Source organism: Streptomyces lincolnensis, assembly GCF_001685355.1.
GTDB lineage: Bacteria > Actinomycetota > Actinomycetes > Streptomycetales > Streptomycetaceae > Streptomyces > Streptomyces lincolnensis.
This window is the reverse complement of sequence record NZ_CP016438.1, coordinates 8091400-8109635: the sequence shown is the minus strand read 5'-3', so window position 1 is coordinate 8109635 and position 18236 is coordinate 8091400. Positions and strand designations below refer to the sequence as shown.

Sequence of the window (18236 nt, the reverse complement as noted above, 5' to 3'; positions counted from 1 at the left end):
TTCATGGGCGGGCCGTTCACGCCTCGCGCAGCGCTTTGGCGAGCGTCCCGTCGCCGGTCACCTCGACCCGGCCGGCCCGCACCGCGTCCGCCAGGCTCACGTCCCCGCGGCTGATGGCCGTACAGATGCCGTTGTCCATCACCAGCCGCGCGTCGGGGTCCTCGGGCGCGGGTCCCTCGCCGTAGGCCGGGCCGTCCGTGGCGCCGACGTACAGGTGGAAGTCCCCCTCCTCCAGCCGGACTTCCACCAGGCCCGTACCCTCCAGCGCCCGCAGCAGGGGCAGGGCGAACCAGTGGGCGCGTACGGCGTCGGTGGGCCGGCGCTCACCCAGCTCGGGCTGCCCCCAAGCCCCCAGGGCCTGGAGCACAGGCTGCAACTCCCGCCCCCGGCCGGTGAGTTCGTAGACGTAGGCCGCTCCGGGAGGCGGCAGCCGGCGGCGGGTCGTCAGTCCGTCGCGTTCCATGTCCTTCAGCCGGGAGGCGAGTACGTCCGTGCTGACGCCGGGGAGGTCGGCGTGCAGGTCGGTGTAGCGGCGCGGGCCGGCCAGCAGCTCCCGGACGATCAGAAGAGTCCAGCGGTCGCCGACGACGTCGAGCGCCCGGGCGGCGGAACAGTACTGGTCGTAGCTTCGGCGAGGTGACATGCGACGCAGTCTAGACATGTCGTTGGACTTTCCAAGCTCGAACTTGGTAAAACCAAGCAACACCACAACCGGAGGGGCGTCAGCGCATGGAGTTCCGGCAGTCGAACAAGCTCAGCGAGGTCTGCTACGAGATCCGCGGCCCGGTGATCGAGCACGCCGACGCACTGGAGAAGGCGGGGCACAGCGTGCTCCGACTCAACACCGGCAACCCCGCGCTGTTCGGCTTCGAGGCGCCGGAGGAGATCCTCCAGGACATGATCCGGATGCTCCCGCAGGCGCACGGCTACACCGACTCGCGCGGTGTCCTCTCCGCCCGGCGGGCCGTGGCGGGGCGCTACCAGACGCTCGGCCTGGACGTCGGCGTCGACGACGTGTTCCTCGGCAACGGCATCTCCGAGCTGATCTCGATGGCCGTACAGGCGCTGGTCGAGGACGGCGACGAGATCCTCATCCCGGCTCCGGACTTCCCGCTGTGGACGGCGGTGACAACGCTCTCCGGGGGCAAGGCGGTTCACTACCTCTGCGACGAACAGGCCGACTGGTACCCGGACCTGGACGACATGGCGTCGAAGATCACGGACCGCACCAAGGCCGTGGTCATCATCAACCCCAACAACCCGACCGGCGCGGTCTATCCGAAGGAGATCATCGAGGGCATCCTCGATCTCGCCCGCCGGCACGGCCTGATGGTCTTCGCCGACGAGATCTACGACCAGATCCTCTACGACGACGCCGTGCACCACTCGGTCGCCGCGCTCGCCCCCGACCTGGTCGTCCTGACCTTCTGCGGGCTGTCCAAGACGTACCGGGTGGCGGGCTTCCGCTCGGGCTGGCTGGTCGTCACCGGCCCGAAGCAGCACGCCAGGAACTACCTGGAGGGGCTGACCATGCTGGCCTCCATGCGCCTGTGCGCCAACGCGCCCGCCCAGTACGCCATCCAGGCCGCGCTCGGCGGCCGCCAGTCCATCCACGAGCTCACCGCGCCGGGCGGACGCCTGCACGAACAGCGCGACGTGGCCTGGGAGAAGCTCAACGAGATCCCCGGCGTGTCCTGCGTGAAGCCGAAGGGCTCCCTCTACGCCTTCCCCCGCCTCGACCCCAAGGTCCACAAGATCCACGACGACGAGAAGTTCGTCCTGGACCTCCTCCTGCGCGAAAAGATCCAGGTCGTCCAGGGCACGGGCTTCAACTGGCCGACCCCTGATCACTTCCGCATCCTGACCCTGCCCCACGCGGACGACCTGGAGGCGGCGATCGGGCGGATCGGGCGGTTCCTGAGCGGGTACCGGCAGTAGCGCGGGGACCGGCCGTCGACCACGCGCCGGGGCCGGTGGTCCTTGATCGTCGGGTGGGATGTCAGTCCCGGGTCGTAGTCTTCGAACGGGTCGATCGCGCTGCCGCGACACCCTTCGACCAGGCTGTTCATCAGGGAGGTGCCCCTCGTGACCCGACCGCCGACCGCCGCCCAGCGGCGAGTCATCGACGCCGCCGATCCCGTCACCGGACGCCTGAAGGGGACCGGGGCCCAGCTCGAAGCGCTGGTCAAGCGGGGGCTCGCCTTCCGGCACTCCCGGCCGCCGCACGACCACTTCCTGACACCGGCCGGGCACCGGATACGCGAGGCCGTCGAGGTGGCCCCCGAAGCTCCCGCGGCGGCCGGCGGGGTGTTCGCCGCCCGGGTCGGGGGCGAGCCGGAGCCGCCGGACGCCGGGCCCGCCCGGGTCCGTGAGGTGCACAGCGCCTGGCAGGGACTGCTCGAACTGCGCCGGATGACCAATCCGAACGGGGAGACGGACCGGCCGTGCGGCTGGGAGCGCGCCCATCTGGTGCAGGCCGCAGCCCTCGCCCTGGAGGCGGCCGGACACCCGCCGGAAACGGGGGGCTCGCCCGGCTACCGGGTGCGCGCCACTCCCCAGCCGGAAGCCGTCGCCGTGTACGCGCAGGGTGCCGGAGAGCTGTCTGCCTGCGCCGCCACGCTGGAGAAGGGCGGCTGGCAGGCCGGCGAGTACACCGAGCCGCGGACGCGGGTCCGCTATCTGCTGGCGTCACCGCGCCGGACGTGATGAGCATGCCAAGATCGGTTGATCAGCATGTCCACGAACGACAAGGGGAAGCCGTGTCCGAAGCGTTTGCCGTCCCGGTGACCGTCCGTGGCTACGAGACGGACGTCCAGGGCCACCTCAACCAGAGCGTGTACATCAACTACGCCGAGCACGCTCGCTGGTCACTGCTCCAGGCCGCCGGGATCAGCCAGTCCGGCCTCATCGGCAGCGGTGTCGGCCCGGTCGCCCTGGAGACCACCATCCGTTACCGGCGGGAGCTGATCGCGGGCGACGAGGTCCAGGTGACCTGCCACTTCACCTGGAGTGAGGGGAAGACCTTCACGATCGAGCAGACGATACGCAAGACCGACGGCACGGTGGCGGCCGAGATCACGGCCGTCGGCGGCCTGCTGGACCTCAAGGAGCGGCGGCTGGTGGCCGACCCGCGCGAGCACTTCAAGGAACTGGCGTCGGACCCGGGCCTGTTCGGCCTCTGAGCCGCGCACCACACGCCACAGCCGCATCCCGCGCCCTGACCGCGCCGTGAGCCGCGGCCCTACGCGTCCGCCGGCTCCGGTTCGCGCTCGCCGTCGTAGGCCGCGCGCGCCTCGGCGATGTAGACCCTGTTCCGCTCGGCCCAGTCGGTCAGGCGTTGCAGGGTCTCGTGCAACTCCCGGGCCACCGGGGTCAGTTCGTACTCCACCCGGGGCGGGACCGTGGGATGCACGGTGCGTGTGACGAGGCCGTCGCGCTCCAGGTTGCGCAGGGTCAGGGTGAGCATGCGGCGGCTGATGCCCTCGATGCCGCGCTCCAACTCGGTGAAGCGGATGGGTCCGTGGGCGGCGGCGACGAGGATCTGGACGCTCCATTTGCCGGAGACCCTGTCAAGAACCTCACGGACCGGGCACGCGTGCGCGTTCACGACCTGCGGGGTAACACCGGTGTTCCTCTGGGACATCGAACTGCCTCCTTCTGCCTGCCCTCATGGTCACTCACGATGTACCCCGTTACAAGTCGTGCACCTAGGCACCGATGAAGAACGCGGAGGCACCACCGCCATGACGGCCATCGTCGAGTCCCCGACCCGAACCTCGCACCGAACGTACTCCCGCTGGGCATCCCTGGTCGTCCTGTGCGCGGGAACCCTGATGACGATCCTCGACGGCAACATCGTCACGGTCGCCATGCCGGCGATCCAGAGCGACCTCGGTTTCTCGGGGCCGGGGCTCGCCTGGGTGGTCAACGCCTATCTGATCCCGTTCGGCGGGCTGCTGTTGCTGGTGGGCCGGCTCGGCGATCTGGTGGGCCGCAAGCGGATGTTCACGGCCGGGCTCGCAGTGTTCACCGCGGCCTCGGTGCTGTGCGGGGTGGCGACCGGCCCGGGCATGCTGATCGCGGCGCGTGCCCTCCAGGGCGTCGGCGGGGCGATGACGGCGGCCGTCGTGCTCGGCATGCTCGTCGCGTTGTTCCCGGAGCCTCGGGAACAGGCCCGCGCCATCGCGGTGTTCAGCGCGGTCGGCGCGGCGGGCGGGGCGCTCGGGACGTTCCTCGGCGGGGCGCTCACCCAGGCCCTGAACTGGCACTGGATCTTCCTGATCAACCTGCCGATCGGCGTCGTCGCCTGGCTGGCGGCGGTCCGGATCCTGACCCCGGACCGCGGCGAGGGCCTCCGCAGGGGCGCCGACTACCCGGGGTCGGCCCTGGTCACCGGCGCCCTGATGCTCACGGTGTACGCCATCGTCGGCGCCGGCGACCGCGGCCTCGCCGCGACCCTGCTGCTGGGCGCGCTCGCGCTCACCTTGTTCGTCGCGTTCACCGTCCGCCAGGCCCGCGCCGCCCGTCCGCTGCTGCGGCTGAGGATGTTCGGTTCCCGTCTGCTGACCGGCGCGAACGCCGTCCAGGTCCTGATGATCGCGACGATGTACGGCTTCCAGTTCATCGGCACGCTCTACCTCCAACGCGTCCTCGGCTACGGCGAGTTGCTCACCGGTACGGCGTTCCTCCCGGCCCCGATCGCGATCGGCGTGCTCATGCTCGGCCTGTCCGCGCGGACCATCGGCCGGTTCGGCGCCCACCGGGTGCTGCTGGCGGGGCTCGCACTGATCACCGTGGGCATGGCCCTGCTGGGCCGGGCCCCCGCCGACGGTTCGTACCTCACCGACGTCCTCCCGCCGTTGCTCCTGCTCTCCGTCGGCTTCGCCGCCGCGATGCCCGCCCTGACCGGGCTCGCCATGTCGGGCGCCCGCGAGGAGGACGCGGGACTCGCCTCGGGCCTGTTCAACACCACCCAGGTGGTGGGCGGTTCCCTGGGCCTGGCAGTCCTCTCCGTCCTGGCCGCCGCCCGGACCGAGGGACTCCTCGCCGGAGGCACGGACCTCGTCCCGGCCACAGCCGAGGGCTACCAGCTCGCCTTCCGCGTGGCGACGGCGATCGCGGCGGCAGCGCTGGCACTGGCCGCGGCGGTCCTGCGGCCGGGCTCCGGCGGGACGGGCCGCGGCTGACGCGGGGTGGTGAGCCCTGCGGGCCGGACTCACACGGGGGGCTGCGGGAGCCGCGGGGGTGTTTCCCTCCGCGGCTCCCCTGCGGCGGCGACTCCCCTCATGCCTCCCCGAACATCCCCTTGTGGTCCCGCGCCCACTCCCGATACGTCCGCGCCGGGCGGCCGAGGATGTCCGGCACGGCGGGGGTGACGACGGCGTTGCCGCCCCGGCGGACGAAGGCGGTGGCCACGAGGAGACCGTCGGCCGCCTCATCGCCCATGCCCCACCCGAGCGCGTACTCCCGGATCTCCTCCGCCGAGAGGTCACGCGCCGTGAGAGGGCGGCCGAGGATCTCGGAGAGCACGGCGGCCTGGCCGGGGACGCTGATCGTCTCCGGTCCGGTCAGCGTGTACGTCTCCCCAGCGTGCCGCTCCTCGACGAGGGCGCGCACCGCCACCTCGGACACATCACGCGGATCGACCACGCCCTGGGGCCCGTCGCCGGTCAGGTTCGGCACAGGTTCACCCGCGCGGATCGCGTCCGCCCAGCTGAGGGTGTTCGAGGCGAACGACGAGGGCCGCAGGATCGTCCACTCCGCCCCGCTGTCCCGAACGGCACGTTCCCCCTCGACGTGCCAGGAGGCGGTCGGCCCCAGATCCGGGTCCCCGGTGCCGATCGCGGAGAGCTTCACCAGACGGGGTACGCCCGCCGCCCGCACCGCCGCCACCAGGTCCGCGTCGTGGCGGGTACCGGGGCCGGGAACACCCACCAGAAACGCGGCCGTCACTCCGGACAGCGCCGCTTCCAGCGAGCCCGGGTCGAGGTAGTCCCCGCGCACCACCTCCACGCCGTGCGGTACCCGGGCCCCGGCCGGGTCGCGGGTCAGGGCGCGCACCTTGTCGCCGCGCGCCGCGAGCTGTCGTACGACTTCACTGCCAATGGTGCCCGTGGCACCCGTCACCAGGATCATGGCGACCACGGTGCCGGGCGGCCGCCCTCGGTCTCTAGGAGATTCCGGCACGGTCGGAGCCGCCGTACGGGCGGGCGGCGCGCTTACCGTGGGAGAGTGACCGACGCCCTCGACGAGCGCACCCTGCCGGTGCCCGACACTCTGCGCCCCTGGATCACCGACATCGCATCGGTGTCCGCCGAGGGCGAGTTGCCGAACGCCTTCACCCATGTCCCGGACACCGCGACGAAGTTGGTCGTACGGGTGGAGGACGACGGCCGTCGCGACACCCTGGTCGTCGGCCCGCGCACCCGCGCCTCGTATCACGCGGAAGGGGAGAAGCGGGTGGTGTCCTGCGTCCAGATGCGTCTGGGGCCGGGCTCGGTCCGTCCGCTGCTCGGCGCCCGGGCGGCGGACCTCGCCGGACAGGTCGTCCCCCTCCGCGAGTTGCCGGCCGGCACGGCCCGCCGCCTCGCTGCCGAACTGGTGGACGTGGCACCGGAGGAGATGCCGGCTCGTCTCGCGGAGCTACTGCCACCCCATCCGGCCGCCGACCGCTCCCGCATCCAACTGCTGCGGTCCGCCACTGCCGCCCTGTCCACCCGTCCGGGGCGCGCACCGGCCCAGGTGACACATGTCGCCCGCGAACTGGCCGTCAGTGAGCGGCAGTTGCGCAACCTCTTCAGCGAGGGCGTCGGCCTCTCCCCCAAGCACTACGCCCGCATCGACCGCGTACGCCATGTCCTCCACCACGCGGCCGAGGCCCCCTGGGCGGAACTGGCCGCGGCCATCGGCTACTACGACCAGTCCCACATGACGTACGACTTCCGCACCCTGATGGGCGTCCCGCCCCGCTCCTTCTTCACCGGCCGCCTGCCGGAGGCCCGGCCCTGCCAGGCGTTCCGGCGGCGCTGACGTCAGTGCGCCGCGGCCGCCCCCGACCCGCCCAAGCCCGCCACCTCCGGATCCATGGGTGAGGTCACCTCGTCGGCGTCGCGGCCCGTGCCGAGGTGGTTGAAGACGAGGTTGAGCAGGACCGCCGCCACGCAGCCCGTGGAGATTCCGGAGTCGAGGACGATCTTCGCGGTCTCCGGGAAGGCGTGGTAGAACTCCGGCGCGGTGATGGGGATGATGCCGACGGCGAGGGAGACGGCGACGATGAGGACGTTGTTGTCCTTGTCGAGGCCGGCGCGGACGAGGGTCTGGATGCCGCTGGCGGCGACCGAGCCGAAGAGGACGATGCCGGCGCCGCCGAGGACGGGGCGTGGGACGACCGCGATGAGGGAGGCGGCGACGGGGCACAGGCCCATCAGGACCAGGAAGGCGCCGCCGGTGGCGACGACGTAGCGGCTGCGGATCCTCGTCATCGCCACCAGGCCGATGTTCTGGGCGAAGGCGCTGCACATGAAGCCGTTGAACAGGGGGCTGAGCGCGGAGCCGAGGGTGTCGGCGCGCAGACCCGCCGCGATGGTCCTCTCGTCGGCCGGACGCTCGACTATCTCGCCCAGGGCCAGCATGTCGGCCGTCGATTCGGTCATGGAGACCACCATCACCACGCAGAGCGAGACGATCGCCGCGAGCTGGAACTGCGGCGCGCCGAAGTGGAACGGGGTCGGGAAGCCGAGGACGGCCGCGTCGGTGACCGGGCCGAAGTCCGTCGCCCCGAAGGGGATCGCGAGGAGTGTGCCGGCCACCAGGCCCAGCAGGACCGCGACCTGTTTGACGAAGCCCCGGGTGAAGCGGCGCAGGAGCAGCACGATCAGGAGGGTCGCCGCCGCCAGGCCCAGGTTGGTCGTCGAGCCGTAGTCCCGCGCCGCCGGGTCGGGCCCCTGCGCCCAGCCGAAGGCGACCGGCAGGAGCGAGACACCGATCAGGGTGATGACGGTGCCGGTGACCACCGGCGGGAAGAAGCGGATCGCCTTGCTGAAGAAGGGGGCGGCGAGAAAGCCCAGGAGTCCGGCCACGATCACCGCGCCGAAGATGACCGGCAGGGCGTCGGACTTGTCGTCGGCGGAGGCCACGATCGCGGTCATGGGGGCGACACCGGCGAACGTGACGCCGTTGACGAAGGGCAGCCGGGCGCCGATGTTCCAGATCCCGAGCGTCTGGAGGAAGGTGGCGAGGCCGGCGGTGAACAGACAGGCGCCGGTGAGGAAGGTGAGGTCGGTGCCGGACAGGCCGATGGCCGCGCCGACGATCAGGGGCGGGGCGACGACTCCCGCGTACATGGCGGCCACGTGCTGGAGGCCGGTGGTGGCCATCTTGAGTGCGGGGAGTTTCTCGTCGACTGGGTGTACGGGCACTGCGGCTCTCCTCCGGTCGGTTACACGGCAGCTCTGGCGTGGGTTTCAGGGAGGTGGTGCGCGGTCGTGCGGGACCGAGGACGGGGACCGTTCCGGGGCGCGCGCGTCCAACGCGCGCCCCGGTCACGGCCGCCGTGCACCCTTGTGGGGTCCACGGCCACCGGCGGGGAGCCGTCCCTCTCCGCCGGAGTTCAAGTGCCGTACAGCGGTACGGAGTTCGGTGAGCGTCCGGGCTTCAGTGACCGGCGATCCGGGCCAGCCGCCGCGCCTCCTCGCGCGTGGCGCGGGCGATCGCGTCCTCGTCGGCGGTGAGCAGCCGGTTGTCCTCGACGATCTGGCGGCCGTTGACGAAGGAGGCGGTGACCGGGGCCGCCGCGCCGAAGACCAGCGCGGTCACGGGGTCGGCGATCGAGGCGTGGGCCAGCGTGTCGAGCTTCCACAGGACGAGGTCGGCGAGCTTGCCCGGCTCCAGGGAGCCGATCTCGGCGCTGCGGCCGAGGACCTGAGCGCCGCCGTAGGTGCCGAGGCGCAGTGCCTGGCGGGCGTTCAGGGCGGCTTCGCGGTGCGCGCCGAGGCGGTTGATGAGGAGGGCGTTGCGCAGTTCGGTGTGGAGTTCGCCGGACTCGTTGGACGCCGTGCCGTCGACGCCGAGGCCGACCGGGACACCGGCGGCGAGCATGTCCGGGACGCGGGCGATGCCGGCCGCCAGTCGGGCGTTGGACGAGGGGCAGTGGGCCACGCCGGTCTTCGTACGGGCGAAGGCGGCGATGTCGGAGTCGTTCATGTGGACGCAGTGGGCCATCCACACGTCCTCGCCGAGCCAGCCGGTGGACTCGAAGTAGTCGGTGGGGCCCATGCCGAACAGCTCCTTGCAGAACTGCTCCTCCTCCACGGTCTCCGAGCCGTGGGTGTGCAGCCGCACCCCGAGCCGGCGGGCCAACGCGGCGCCGTCCCGCAGCAGTTCGGTGGAGACGGAGAACGGCGAGCAGGGCGCCACGGCCACCTGGGTCATGGCGTCGAAGGAGGTGTCGTGGTGCTGTCGGACGGTCTCCTCGGTGGCGGCGAGGGCGCCTTCGAGGGTCTCGACGGCGAAGTCCGGCGGCAGTCCGCCGTCCTTCTCGCTGCGGTCCATGGAGCCGCGGGCGAGGGTGAAGCGGACGCCCATGTCGCGGGCGGCGCCGATGATCGCGCCGGACAGGTCGCCGGAGCCCCGCGGGAAGACGTAGTGGTGGTCCATGGCGGTGGTGACGCCGCCTCGGGCCATCATGGCGAGCGAGCCCCGGGCCGCCGCGCGGACCATCTCCTCGTCGATGCGCGCCCAGGTCGGGTACAGCGCGACCAGCCAGTCGAAGAGGTTGTGGTCGGTGGCCAGGCCCCGGGTGATCCACTGGTAGTAGTGGTGGTGGGTGTTGACCAGGCCGGGGGTCACCAGATGGCCGGTGGCGTCGATACGGCGTGCGACGTCCTGAAGGCCCTCGGGAGCCCGGCCGGCCCCGACCGACTCGATGCGGTTGCCGGCGATGACGACGTGACCCGAGGCGTGTTCCGTGTCGTGGGCGTCCACGGTCGCGATCGAACAGTTCTCGATGACGATGCGCCGGTCTGCTGCCATGGTTCGTCCTTTGCGCTGGAGGTGAGGGCACGGCAGGACCCCGGGAGTTTGAGTGCCGCGGCCGGCAGGCCTCGCTGCCGGCCGCGGGTGCCGAGATGGGGTTGCTACAGGTTGGTGAGGTCCACCGGGATCCGCGGCTCGACGCCGTCCCGGAGGACGGTGGCCTCGATCAGGCCGTAGGGCCGGTCGGCCGCGAAGTAGACGGCACCGTCCTCGGTGGCGTTCTTCAGGCCGAACGGCTCCAGGTCCACCAGGAAGTGGTGCTTGTTCGGCAGCGAGAAGCGGACCTCGTCGATCTCGTCGCGGTGGTCGATGATCCGCGCGCCCATCTGGTACAGGGTCTGCTGGAGCGAGAGGGAGTACGTCTCGGCGAAGGCCTGGAGCAGGTGCTTCCTCACCTGCTCGTAGGACTCCTCCCAGTCGGGCGTCTCCCGCTCGTCGTCGGTCCAGTTGAAGCGCCAGCGGGCGGAGACCTCGGTGGCCAGGATGCGGTCGTAGGCCTCGGGCAGGGTCGTGTACTTGTCCTTGACGTAGCCCCAGAACTCGGAGTCGGTCGAGTTCATGACGGTCAGGTCCTTGAGCCCGGAGACGACCTCCCACGCCGAGCCGTCGTACGTGATCTGCGTGAGCCGCGTCTCCTGGCCCTTGCGGACGAAGGAGTGCGCGCCCTGACGGGTGTGCTCGATCCGCTCCCAGCCGTACTCCTCGATGCGGATCCGCGCGGTCCTGATCGGCTCCTGCGAGGTGACGAAGTGGCGGGCGAGGTGGATGCCGAACTGCTCGGCGGACTCGATGCCGTGCTCCTTGGCGAACGCGTACACCGTGTTCTTGGTGGTGTCGGTCGGCAGGACATGGGCGTTGGAGCCGGAGTAGTGGACCTCGTCCATGTCGCCGCTCAGCGACACGGAGACGTTCAGGTCCTTGATGTGGTGGGTGGCGCCGTCCCGCGTGATCTTGACGACTCGGTTCTCGGCCTTGCCGTACTGGTTCTGGCCCAGGATGGGCATGCTAACTCCCTCGGTATACGGAGTAGCCGAACGGGTTGAGCAGCAGCGGTACGTGGTAGTGCTCGCCCGGCGCGACGGCGAACGTGATCGCCACCTCCGGGAAGAACGCACCGGCACCGCTGTCCCGATTCGCGGGGGCGTCCTGCTGCGCATCGGCCTTCTTGTTGTCGAACTTGTTCTCGAAATACGGCTCCACCGCGAAGTCGAGCCGTACGTGTGTGGTGCCCTCCGGCAGGGCCGGCAGGTCCTTGCACCGCCCGTCCGCGTCGGTCGCGCTGCCGCCGAGCGCCCGCCAGTCCGCGTCCCGGCCACAGCGGGCCGCGAGCCGGACGGCGACGCCCTCGGCGGGGCGGCCGATGCTGGTGTCCAGGATGTGCGTGGACACCGAACTGATCGGCGAGGCGGCGGTGCTCGTGCTCATGGCGCTCAGTCCTCTTCGACGATACGGGCGAGCCGGATACGGTTGATCTTGCCCAGCTCGGTGCGGACGATCTCGCGTTCCCGCTCGGGCGGGTTGCCGATCCGCTCCTTGACCGCGTCCCGCATCTGCTCGCCGGTGCGGCCGGTCGCGCAGATCAGGAAGACATGGCCGAACCTCTCCTGGTACGCCAGGTTCAGTTCGAGCAGTTCCGCCCTGAGTTCCTCGGAGGCACCGGCCATGCCGCGCTGCTCGCGGGCGGAGGTCGGGTCGCCGGGCTTGGGTCGGCCGATCGGCGGGTGTCCGGCCATCGCCTCGGCGAGGTCGCCGGCGGTCAGGTCGGCCATGGCGGCGTCGCCGGCGGCGTAGAGGTCCTCAGCCGTCGCGTAGGGGCGGGCGGCGAGCAGGCGCCGGGCCCACGTCGTGGAGGCGCACACCTCCTGGAGGACCGCGCGGGCCGCGTGCTCCTCCAGGGCGTTGAACCGGGCCAGGCCAGGGGACGTGGATGTCGGGGTCACGGGAGTCAGCTAACGCCCCCACGCGACATCACGTCAACACTTTGTTGAAAATTCCGGGTTACGGGAACCCGGGAACCCGCCCCACCCCGCCACCCCGGGAGACGCTCAGGCCTCTTTCTCGCGGTTGAGGTAGTTGTAGACCGTGAAGCGGCTGACCCCGAGGGCTCCCGCCACGGTCTCCACGCCGTGCCGTACGGAGAAGGCGCCACGCGCCTCAAGTATCCGTACGACCTCCTGCTTGGCCTTGCGGTCCAGGTCGGCGAGGGGTTTGCCCTTCCTGCGCTCCATGGCGGCCAGGATGTGATCGAGGGAGTCCGCGAGCTGCGGCAGCCGTACGGCGACGACGTCGACCCCCTCCCAGGCGAGCACGACATCGTCGGGGCCGGCCTCGTCCGGCGGGAGCATCTCGCCGCCCATGGCGTCGACCAGCGGCTTCACGGCCGCGATGAAGGGCTCGTCCCCGGTACCGGTCACGCGCCGCCCTCCCCGATCACGTTGACCTGGAGCGTGATCCGGGTGGCGCCGGACTCCAGGGTCCTGCGCAGCAGGGCGTCCACGGCGTCGAGCACCGCGTCGGCGCCCCCTTCCGCCGTGTTGCCGAAGGGGCCGACGTCCACCGCGTCGAGCTCGGCCGCCGCGATGACCTCGCGGGCCACCAGCGCGTGCGCGGGGGCCTCGTCGAGATCGAAGGGCTCGGTCGTGAACTCCACTCTCAATCGCACGGGCACAACCTAACCCGCTGTGTCGTTTTCCGCCGGGCCCTCTTGACAAGCTCCGGCACCCGACGGCAATCTTCCAATAAGCAGAAACTAATTTCCACCATACGGAAATGCTCGACATGGAAGGGAGCGCCCGCGACATGCCGGCTTCTGGAACGGGCTCAGCCGCAGAGCAGCGCTTCAACGTCAACCTGTCGATCCTCTTCACGGAACTCCCGCTCCTGGAGCGCCCCGCGGCCGCCGCCGCGGCGGGCTTCACCGCGGTCGAGCTGTGGTGGCCCTGGGTCGACACCCCCACCCCCGAGCGGTCCGAGCTCGACGCCCTGAAGAAGGCGATCGAGGACGCCGGCGTCCGGCTCACGGGCCTGAACTTCTACGCCGGGCGGCTGCCGGGCCCCGACCGGGGCGCGCTGTCGATCCCGGGCGAGGAGTCGGAGCGGTTCCGCGCCAACATCGACGTGGCCGCCGGCTTCGCCGAGTCGCTCGGCACCACGGCCCTCAACGCCCTGTACGGCAATCGCGTCGAGGGCGTGGACCCGGCCGAGCAGGACGCGCTCGCGCTGGAGAACCTGGTGCTGGCGGCCCGCGCGGCCGACCGGATCGGCGCGATCCTGCTGATCGAGGCCCTCAACAAGCCCGAGTCGCCGCTGTACCCGCTGGTGAGCGCGCCCGCCGCGGTGGGTGTCGTCGACAAGGTCAACGCCGCGACGGGCCTCGGCAACGCGCGCTTCCTGATGGACCTCTACCACCTGTCCATGAACGGCGAGGACCTGCCGGCGGTGATCGAGGAGTACGCCCCGAAGACCGGCCATGTGCAGATCGCCGACAACCCCGGACGCGGCGCGCCCGGCACCGGCTCACTGCCGCTCGACGACCTCCTCGACCAGCTCGGGAAGACCGGTTACGACGGCTGGGTGGGCCTGGAGTACAAGCCGGGCGACCGCCCGAGTTCCGAGGCCTTCGACTGGCTGTCCCGCTGACTCCCCCGCTACTTGAGAGGCACCCCATGAGCAACACACTCCCCAGGATCGCCTGGATAGGCCTCGGCATCATGGGCTCCCCCATGTCCGAGAACCTGATCAAGGCGGGCTACGACATCACCGGCTATACCCTCGAACAGGACAAGCTGGACCGCCTCGCCGCCGCCGGCGGCACCGTGGCCGGTTCGATCGCCGAGGCGGTGCGGGACGCCGACGTCGTCATCACCATGGTCCCCGCCTCCCCGCAGGTCGAGGCCATCGCCTACGGCCCCGACGGCATCCTCGCCAACGCCCGTTCCGGCGCCCTGCTGATCGACATGTCCTCGATCACCCCGCAGACCTCGGTCGACCTGGCGAAGGCAGCGCAGGACCGGGGCATCCGGGTGCTCGACGCCCCCGTCTCCGGCGGTGAGGCCGGCGCGATCGAGGCGGTGCTGTCCATCATGGTCGGCGGTGAGCAGGCCGACTTCGACGAGGCGGAGCCAATCTTCGAGGCGCTGGGCCGGACCGTCGTGCGGTGCGGTCCGCACGGCTCGGGCCAGACCGTGAAGGCCGCGAACCAGCTGATCGTCGCCGTGAACATCCAGGCGTGCGCGGAGGCCGTGGCCTTCCTGGAGAAGTCGGGCGTGGACCTGAAGGCCGCGCTGGACGTCCTGGGCGGCGGACTGGCCGGCTCGACCGTGCTGACGCGCAAGAAGGACAACTTCCTGCGGCGCGACTTCAAGCCGGGCTTCCGTATCGACCTGCACCACAAGGACATGGGCATCGTCACGGACGCCGCCCGCACCGTCGGGGCGGCCCTGCCGGTGGGCGCCGTGGTCGCCCAACTGGTCGCGAGCCTGCGTGCGCAGGGCGACGGCGGCCTGGACCACTCGGCGCTGCTGCGTGCCGTGGAGCGACTGTCCGGCGCCCAGGTCTGACCGGAACCGACCAGAACTTCCGGTCCGCGGCGGTGCCGACACCTGTCATGTCGCGCCCAGGCCCGCCGCGGACCGGAAACCCACGGCCCGATCCAGGCCCTGGGGCTGAACTCCCTGCCCGCGCCCGGCCGCTGGGCGACCCGGATGAGGGGTGGTCCCTCGCGTGCCGGGCGCGGGCAGGGTGAGGACCGCGGCGGCGTGCGAGCCAGTGCGGTGGTGAAGGTCCGGGGCCTGCTTCTTCGACCTGAGGGAGGCGGACCCGCGGTTCCGTCGCCGCCGCCGCGGTCCCGACACCATCACCTCACCGGCCCGAGAGCGCCGGATACGGAGCCGTTCCGTATCCGGCGCTCTCGGGTGTGTGCGGGCCCGCGCTCCTCACCCTCACGTACTCCACCGTGCGTACGCCGCCTACGGAACCCTCAAATCAACCTCTGAACCAGCGTCGGGGGGCTTCAACCACCCCCTGCCGCGGGCACATTCTCGTCACGTGAGGCCCGTCGGCACGGGGGCGGCGGGCCTCACGCCGGGGGGTGTCAAGGACAGCGGTGCGACGGTCCGGCGTGAGCCGTACGCCGCCGCGCCGCTGCGGGGCGGTCCCCGCGCCGCCGTCACGGTCGCCGTGCCCGCCCCGCACCCGCGGGGCGACGCCGACGCCGGCCGACCGGGCACGGTACGGGTCTCGGGGGAGCCCGGGGGCGCGGGGCAGACCCTGCCCCGCACGGTGCGCGGGAACCCATGGGCGTACGTCAACCGGCGACCCTGCCGGACTGAACCCGGCCGGGGGCATGCCGAAGGGGCGACCCCTTGGCGGGCCGCCCCTCGGTGATGTGGCCGGTGGTGTCAGACCTTCAGCGTTCTGATCGAGGTCGGGGCGTGTCCCGGCTCGGTCGCGATCTCCTCGAACTCCACGACGTTGCCGATGTCGTTGGTGGTCGACATCGAGATGTTGGTGACGCGCTCCAGGATCGCCTCGACCACGACCGGCACCTGGAACTCGGCGGCGAGCTTCTTCGCCAGCTCGAAGGCCGCGCCCAGTTCGCTCGGGTCGGTCACCCGGATCGCCTTGCAGCCCAGGCCCTCGGCGACCTTGACGTGGTCGACGCCGTAGACGCCCAGTTCGGGCGAGTTGATGTTCTCGAACTCCAGGTTGACCTGGAAGTCGATGTCGAACGCCCGCTGCGCCTGGCGGATCAGGCCGAGGTAGGAGTTGTTCACCAGGACATGGACGTACGGGATCCTGTGCTGCGCGCCGACGGCCAGCTCCTCGATCATGAACTGGAAGTCGTAGTCGCCGGAGAGGGCGACGACCTGCGCGTCCGGGTCGGCCTTGGCGACGCCGAGCGCGGCCGGGATCGTCCAGCCGAGCGGGCCCGCCTGGCCGCAGTTGATCCAGTGGCGCGGCCGGTAGACGTGCAGCATCTGGGCACCGGCGATCTGCGAGAGGCCGATGGTGGAGACGTACCGGGTCTCGGGGCCGAAGGCCTTGTTCATCTCCTCGTAGACGCGCTGCGGCCTGATCGGGATGTCGTCGAAGTGCGTGCGGCGCTGGAGGGTGGCCTTCCTCTCCTGCGCGGCCGCGGCCCACGCCGAGCGGTCGGGCAGCCTGCCCGCCGCCTTCAACTCCCGTGCCACCTCGACGAAGAGCTCCAGGGCGGCCTTGGCGTCGGAGGCGATGCCGTAGTCCGGGGCGAAGATCCTGCCGATCTGAGTGGGCTCGATGTCGACGTGGACGAAGGTCCGCCCGGCCGTGTAGACGTCGAGCTTCCCGGTGTGGCGGTTGGCCCAGCGGTTGCCGATACCGAGGACGAAGTCGGACTCCAGGAAGGTGGCGTTGCCGTAGCGGTGCGAGGTCTGGAGGCCGACCATGCCGGCGTTCAGCTCGTGGTCGTCGGGCAGGACACCCCAGCCCATCAGAGTCGGCACGACCGGGGTGCCGGTCAACTCGGCGAACTCCACGAGGAGTTCGCAGGCGTCGGCGTTGACGACACCGCCGCCCGCGACGATCAGCGGCCGCTCGGACTCGTTGAGGAGCGTGATCGCCTTCTCGATCTGGGCGCGGGTCGCGGCGGGCCGGTAGGCCGACAGCGGCGCGTAGGTCTCCGGGTCGAACTCGATCTCCGTGAGCTGGACGTCGATCGGCAGGTCGATCAGGACCGGCCCGGGACGTCCCGAGCGCATCAGATGGAAGGCCTGCTGGAAGACCCCGGGGACCTGGGCGGCCTCAAGGACGGTCACCGCCATTTTCGTCACCGGTGCGGCGATGGACGCGATGTCGACGGCCTGGAAGTCCTCCTTGTGGATCACGGCGGTCGGGGCCTGGCCGGTGATGCACAGGATCGGGATGGAGTCGCCGGTCGCGGAGTACAGCCCGGTGATCATGTCGGTGCCGGCCGGGCCCGAAGTGCCGATGCAGACGCCGATGTTGCCCGGGCGGGTGCGGGTGTAGCCCTCGGCCATGTGGGAGGCGCCCTCGACGTGCCGGGCGAGGGTGTGGTGGATACCGCCGGAGGCCTTGAGTGCCGCGTAGAAGGGGTTGATCGCCGCGCCCGGGACGCCGAACGCGTCCGTGACGCCCTCGCGCTTGAGGATCTCAACTGCCGCGCGGGCAGCGGTCATTCGAGCCATCGAGTACTCCTGCTTCGGCTGTCGGAGTGCCACTCCCGTCGCGCCCAGCGGTGAGCTTCTTCCGTATTGCGGAAAGTAAATTCTACTATCTGGAAGCAATGTAAGCCGCGGCCCGGGGGTCGTCAAGGGAGCCGTCAAGGGAGCGGTTACCGACCACCGACACCTGGCGTGGCGTTGGCCCGACTTCCTGTCGCCGACGCCCGCGGGAGAGCACTATGGAGCCGCTGCCGCTGTCCGACGTGACGTTCTGGAGTGGTCCATGGCCGAGAGCATGCCGGTGCGGTGTCCGGCCTGCCGTCGCGAGCATCTCTACGCCGCGCCGTCCTACCCCTGTGTGTGCGGGGCGCCGGTCTCGCCGCCGCTGGACCGCCACGGCGCCCCGACGACCGTCACGCACCGGGCCTGGGACGACGGCTGGATCACCCTGCGGTGCGGTTCCTGCGCCCGGGAGAACCAGTGGCCGTATCCGGAGCTGGGGTGCGTGTGCGGGGCGGTGCTGCGGGTCGCCGTGGCGGGCGCGTCCGCCGTGACCGGGGCGGTGTCGGAGCGCGGCGCGTCCACCGAGGCCGGCGGTGCCGGCGGTGCCGGCCGCCGCCGCGCCTTCCAGCCCATCGCGATCCGTACCGCCCGGGACGCGGTCACCGTCGCGGCCCTGTACCTGCGGTGGCTCGGCTACGAGGACATCCGCCGGGCCGACCAGCGCCCGCCGTCCGGCATCGGCCTCGCCGCCCGTGGACTGCTGGCCCAGGTGGACCCGACCGTACGCCCCGCCTCCGAGCGGGACGTGGAGTGCCTGTGGCTGACCGCCATGACCGAGTCCTCCCGCTGCGTCTACTTCTCCCTCGCCGGCTACGCCGACTCCGCCCGCCGCCGCGCCGAGTCCCTCGGCATCCCCCTCTTCGTCCTCGACCTCACGGGCACCCCGCAGCCGGTCAACGAGCACGCCGAGGCGCTGGACTCCCCCGCCGTCTGACGCCCGCGCACACGAGGGCGCCGGCTTCCGCGAGTGCGGGAGCCGGC

General features: G+C 71.2%; 19 protein-coding genes. 8 read left to right on the top strand and 11 right to left on the bottom strand.

Annotated features, from left to right (window positions below; translation table 11 throughout):
* Window positions 1-16 precede the first annotated feature (16 nt).
* Entirely contained in the window at window positions 17-643 is a 627-nt protein-coding gene (locus SLINC_RS35830; protein WP_067442316.1) for a winged helix-turn-helix transcriptional regulator, read from the bottom strand.
* A gap of 86 nt (window positions 644-729) precedes the next feature.
* Between SLINC_RS35830 and SLINC_RS35825 the strand changes: the two genes are divergently transcribed.
* The 3 genes from SLINC_RS35825 to SLINC_RS35815 all read left to right on the top strand — a co-directional run bounded on the left by SLINC_RS35825 (window position 730) and on the right by SLINC_RS35815 (window position 3182).
* Window positions 730-1938 (top strand): pyridoxal phosphate-dependent aminotransferase, encoded by a 1209-nt coding sequence (locus tag SLINC_RS35825; protein WP_067442313.1) that lies wholly within the window; start codon window positions 730-732, stop codon window positions 1936-1938.
* Window positions 1939-2085: 147 nt separating this feature from the next.
* Window positions 2086-2706 carry a hypothetical protein gene (locus SLINC_RS35820; RefSeq protein ID WP_067442311.1) on the top strand — a complete coding sequence of 207 codons (621 nt, stop codon included), beginning with the start codon at window positions 2086-2088 and terminating at the stop codon, window positions 2704-2706.
* Window positions 2707-2759: 53 nt separating this feature from the next.
* Complete coding sequence (locus SLINC_RS35815) at window positions 2760-3182, top strand: acyl-CoA thioesterase (protein ID WP_067442309.1); 423 nt, start codon at window positions 2760-2762, stop codon at window positions 3180-3182.
* Between the two features lie 59 nt (window positions 3183-3241).
* Here SLINC_RS35815 and SLINC_RS35810 read toward each other — a convergent pair whose 3' ends face one another.
* Entirely contained in the window at window positions 3242-3643 is a 402-nt protein-coding gene (locus tag SLINC_RS35810) for a winged helix-turn-helix transcriptional regulator (RefSeq protein ID WP_067442307.1), read from the bottom strand.
* Window positions 3644-3743: 100 nt separating this feature from the next.
* Between SLINC_RS35810 and SLINC_RS35805 the strand changes: the two genes are divergently transcribed.
* Window positions 3744-5186, top strand: a complete 1443-nt coding sequence (locus tag SLINC_RS35805; RefSeq protein WP_067442305.1) for an MFS transporter — start codon at window positions 3744-3746, stop codon at window positions 5184-5186.
* Between the two features lie 97 nt (window positions 5187-5283).
* Here SLINC_RS35805 and SLINC_RS35800 read toward each other — a convergent pair whose 3' ends face one another.
* Entirely contained in the window at window positions 5284-6135 is an 852-nt protein-coding gene (locus tag SLINC_RS35800; protein ID WP_067446067.1) for an NAD(P)H-binding protein, read from the bottom strand.
* 96 nt (window positions 6136-6231) lie between these two features.
* On the opposite strand from SLINC_RS35800, the gene SLINC_RS35795 reads away from it, so the two are divergent.
* Window positions 6232-7029 carry a helix-turn-helix domain-containing protein gene (locus SLINC_RS35795; protein ID WP_067442302.1) on the top strand — a complete coding sequence of 266 codons (798 nt, stop codon included), beginning with the start codon at window positions 6232-6234 and terminating at the stop codon, window positions 7027-7029.
* 2 nt (window positions 7030-7031) lie between these two features.
* Here SLINC_RS35795 and SLINC_RS35790 read toward each other — a convergent pair whose 3' ends face one another.
* From SLINC_RS35790 to SLINC_RS35760, 7 genes are all read right to left on the bottom strand, one after another.
* On the bottom strand, window positions 7032-8417 hold the full coding sequence (locus SLINC_RS35790; RefSeq protein WP_107406729.1) for a nucleobase:cation symporter-2 family protein: 1386 nt from the start codon (window positions 8415-8417) through the stop codon (window positions 7032-7034).
* A 235-nt stretch (window positions 8418-8652) separates the two neighbouring features.
* Window positions 8653-10029 carry an 8-oxoguanine deaminase gene (locus SLINC_RS35785; RefSeq protein WP_067442300.1) on the bottom strand — a complete coding sequence of 459 codons (1377 nt, stop codon included), beginning with the start codon at window positions 10027-10029 and terminating at the stop codon, window positions 8653-8655.
* Window positions 10030-10133: 104 nt separating this feature from the next.
* Window positions 10134-11036, bottom strand: coding sequence for a factor-independent urate hydroxylase (gene pucL / locus SLINC_RS35780; RefSeq protein WP_067442298.1), 903 nt, complete (start codon window positions 11034-11036; stop codon window positions 10134-10136).
* A 1-nt stretch (window position 11037) separates the two neighbouring features.
* A complete protein-coding gene (gene uraH, locus SLINC_RS35775) occupies window positions 11038-11457 on the bottom strand; it encodes a hydroxyisourate hydrolase (RefSeq protein ID WP_067442296.1) in 420 nt (139 codons plus the stop codon).
* A gap of 5 nt (window positions 11458-11462) precedes the next feature.
* Window positions 11463-11972, bottom strand: a complete 510-nt coding sequence (gene uraD, locus SLINC_RS35770; RefSeq protein ID WP_067442294.1) for a 2-oxo-4-hydroxy-4-carboxy-5-ureidoimidazoline decarboxylase — start codon at window positions 11970-11972, stop codon at window positions 11463-11465.
* Between the two features lie 105 nt (window positions 11973-12077).
* Complete coding sequence (locus SLINC_RS35765; RefSeq protein ID WP_067442292.1) at window positions 12078-12446, bottom strand: helix-turn-helix domain-containing protein; 369 nt, start codon at window positions 12444-12446, stop codon at window positions 12078-12080.
* Window positions 12443-12694 (bottom strand): hypothetical protein, encoded by a 252-nt coding sequence (locus tag SLINC_RS35760; protein WP_067446064.1) that lies wholly within the window; start codon window positions 12692-12694, stop codon window positions 12443-12445. The genes SLINC_RS35765 and SLINC_RS35760 overlap by 4 nt, the downstream gene beginning before the upstream one ends.
* A gap of 137 nt (window positions 12695-12831) precedes the next feature.
* Between SLINC_RS35760 and SLINC_RS35755 the strand changes: the two genes are divergently transcribed.
* Window positions 12832-13671, top strand: a complete 840-nt coding sequence (locus SLINC_RS35755) for a TIM barrel protein (RefSeq protein WP_067446063.1) — start codon at window positions 12832-12834, stop codon at window positions 13669-13671.
* 26 nt (window positions 13672-13697) lie between these two features.
* Window positions 13698-14591 (top strand): 2-hydroxy-3-oxopropionate reductase, encoded by an 894-nt coding sequence (locus tag SLINC_RS35750; RefSeq protein ID WP_067442290.1) that lies wholly within the window; start codon window positions 13698-13700, stop codon window positions 14589-14591.
* An 840-nt stretch (window positions 14592-15431) separates the two neighbouring features.
* Here the strand turns inward: SLINC_RS35750 and gcl are convergent.
* Window positions 15432-17216, bottom strand: a complete 1785-nt coding sequence (gcl, locus tag SLINC_RS35745; RefSeq protein ID WP_067442288.1) for a glyoxylate carboligase — start codon at window positions 17214-17216, stop codon at window positions 15432-15434.
* A 259-nt stretch (window positions 17217-17475) separates the two neighbouring features.
* On the opposite strand from gcl, the gene SLINC_RS35740 reads away from it, so the two are divergent.
* Entirely contained in the window at window positions 17476-18189 is a 714-nt protein-coding gene (locus tag SLINC_RS35740) for a hypothetical protein (protein WP_067442286.1), read from the top strand.
* Window positions 18190-18236 lie beyond the last annotated feature (47 nt).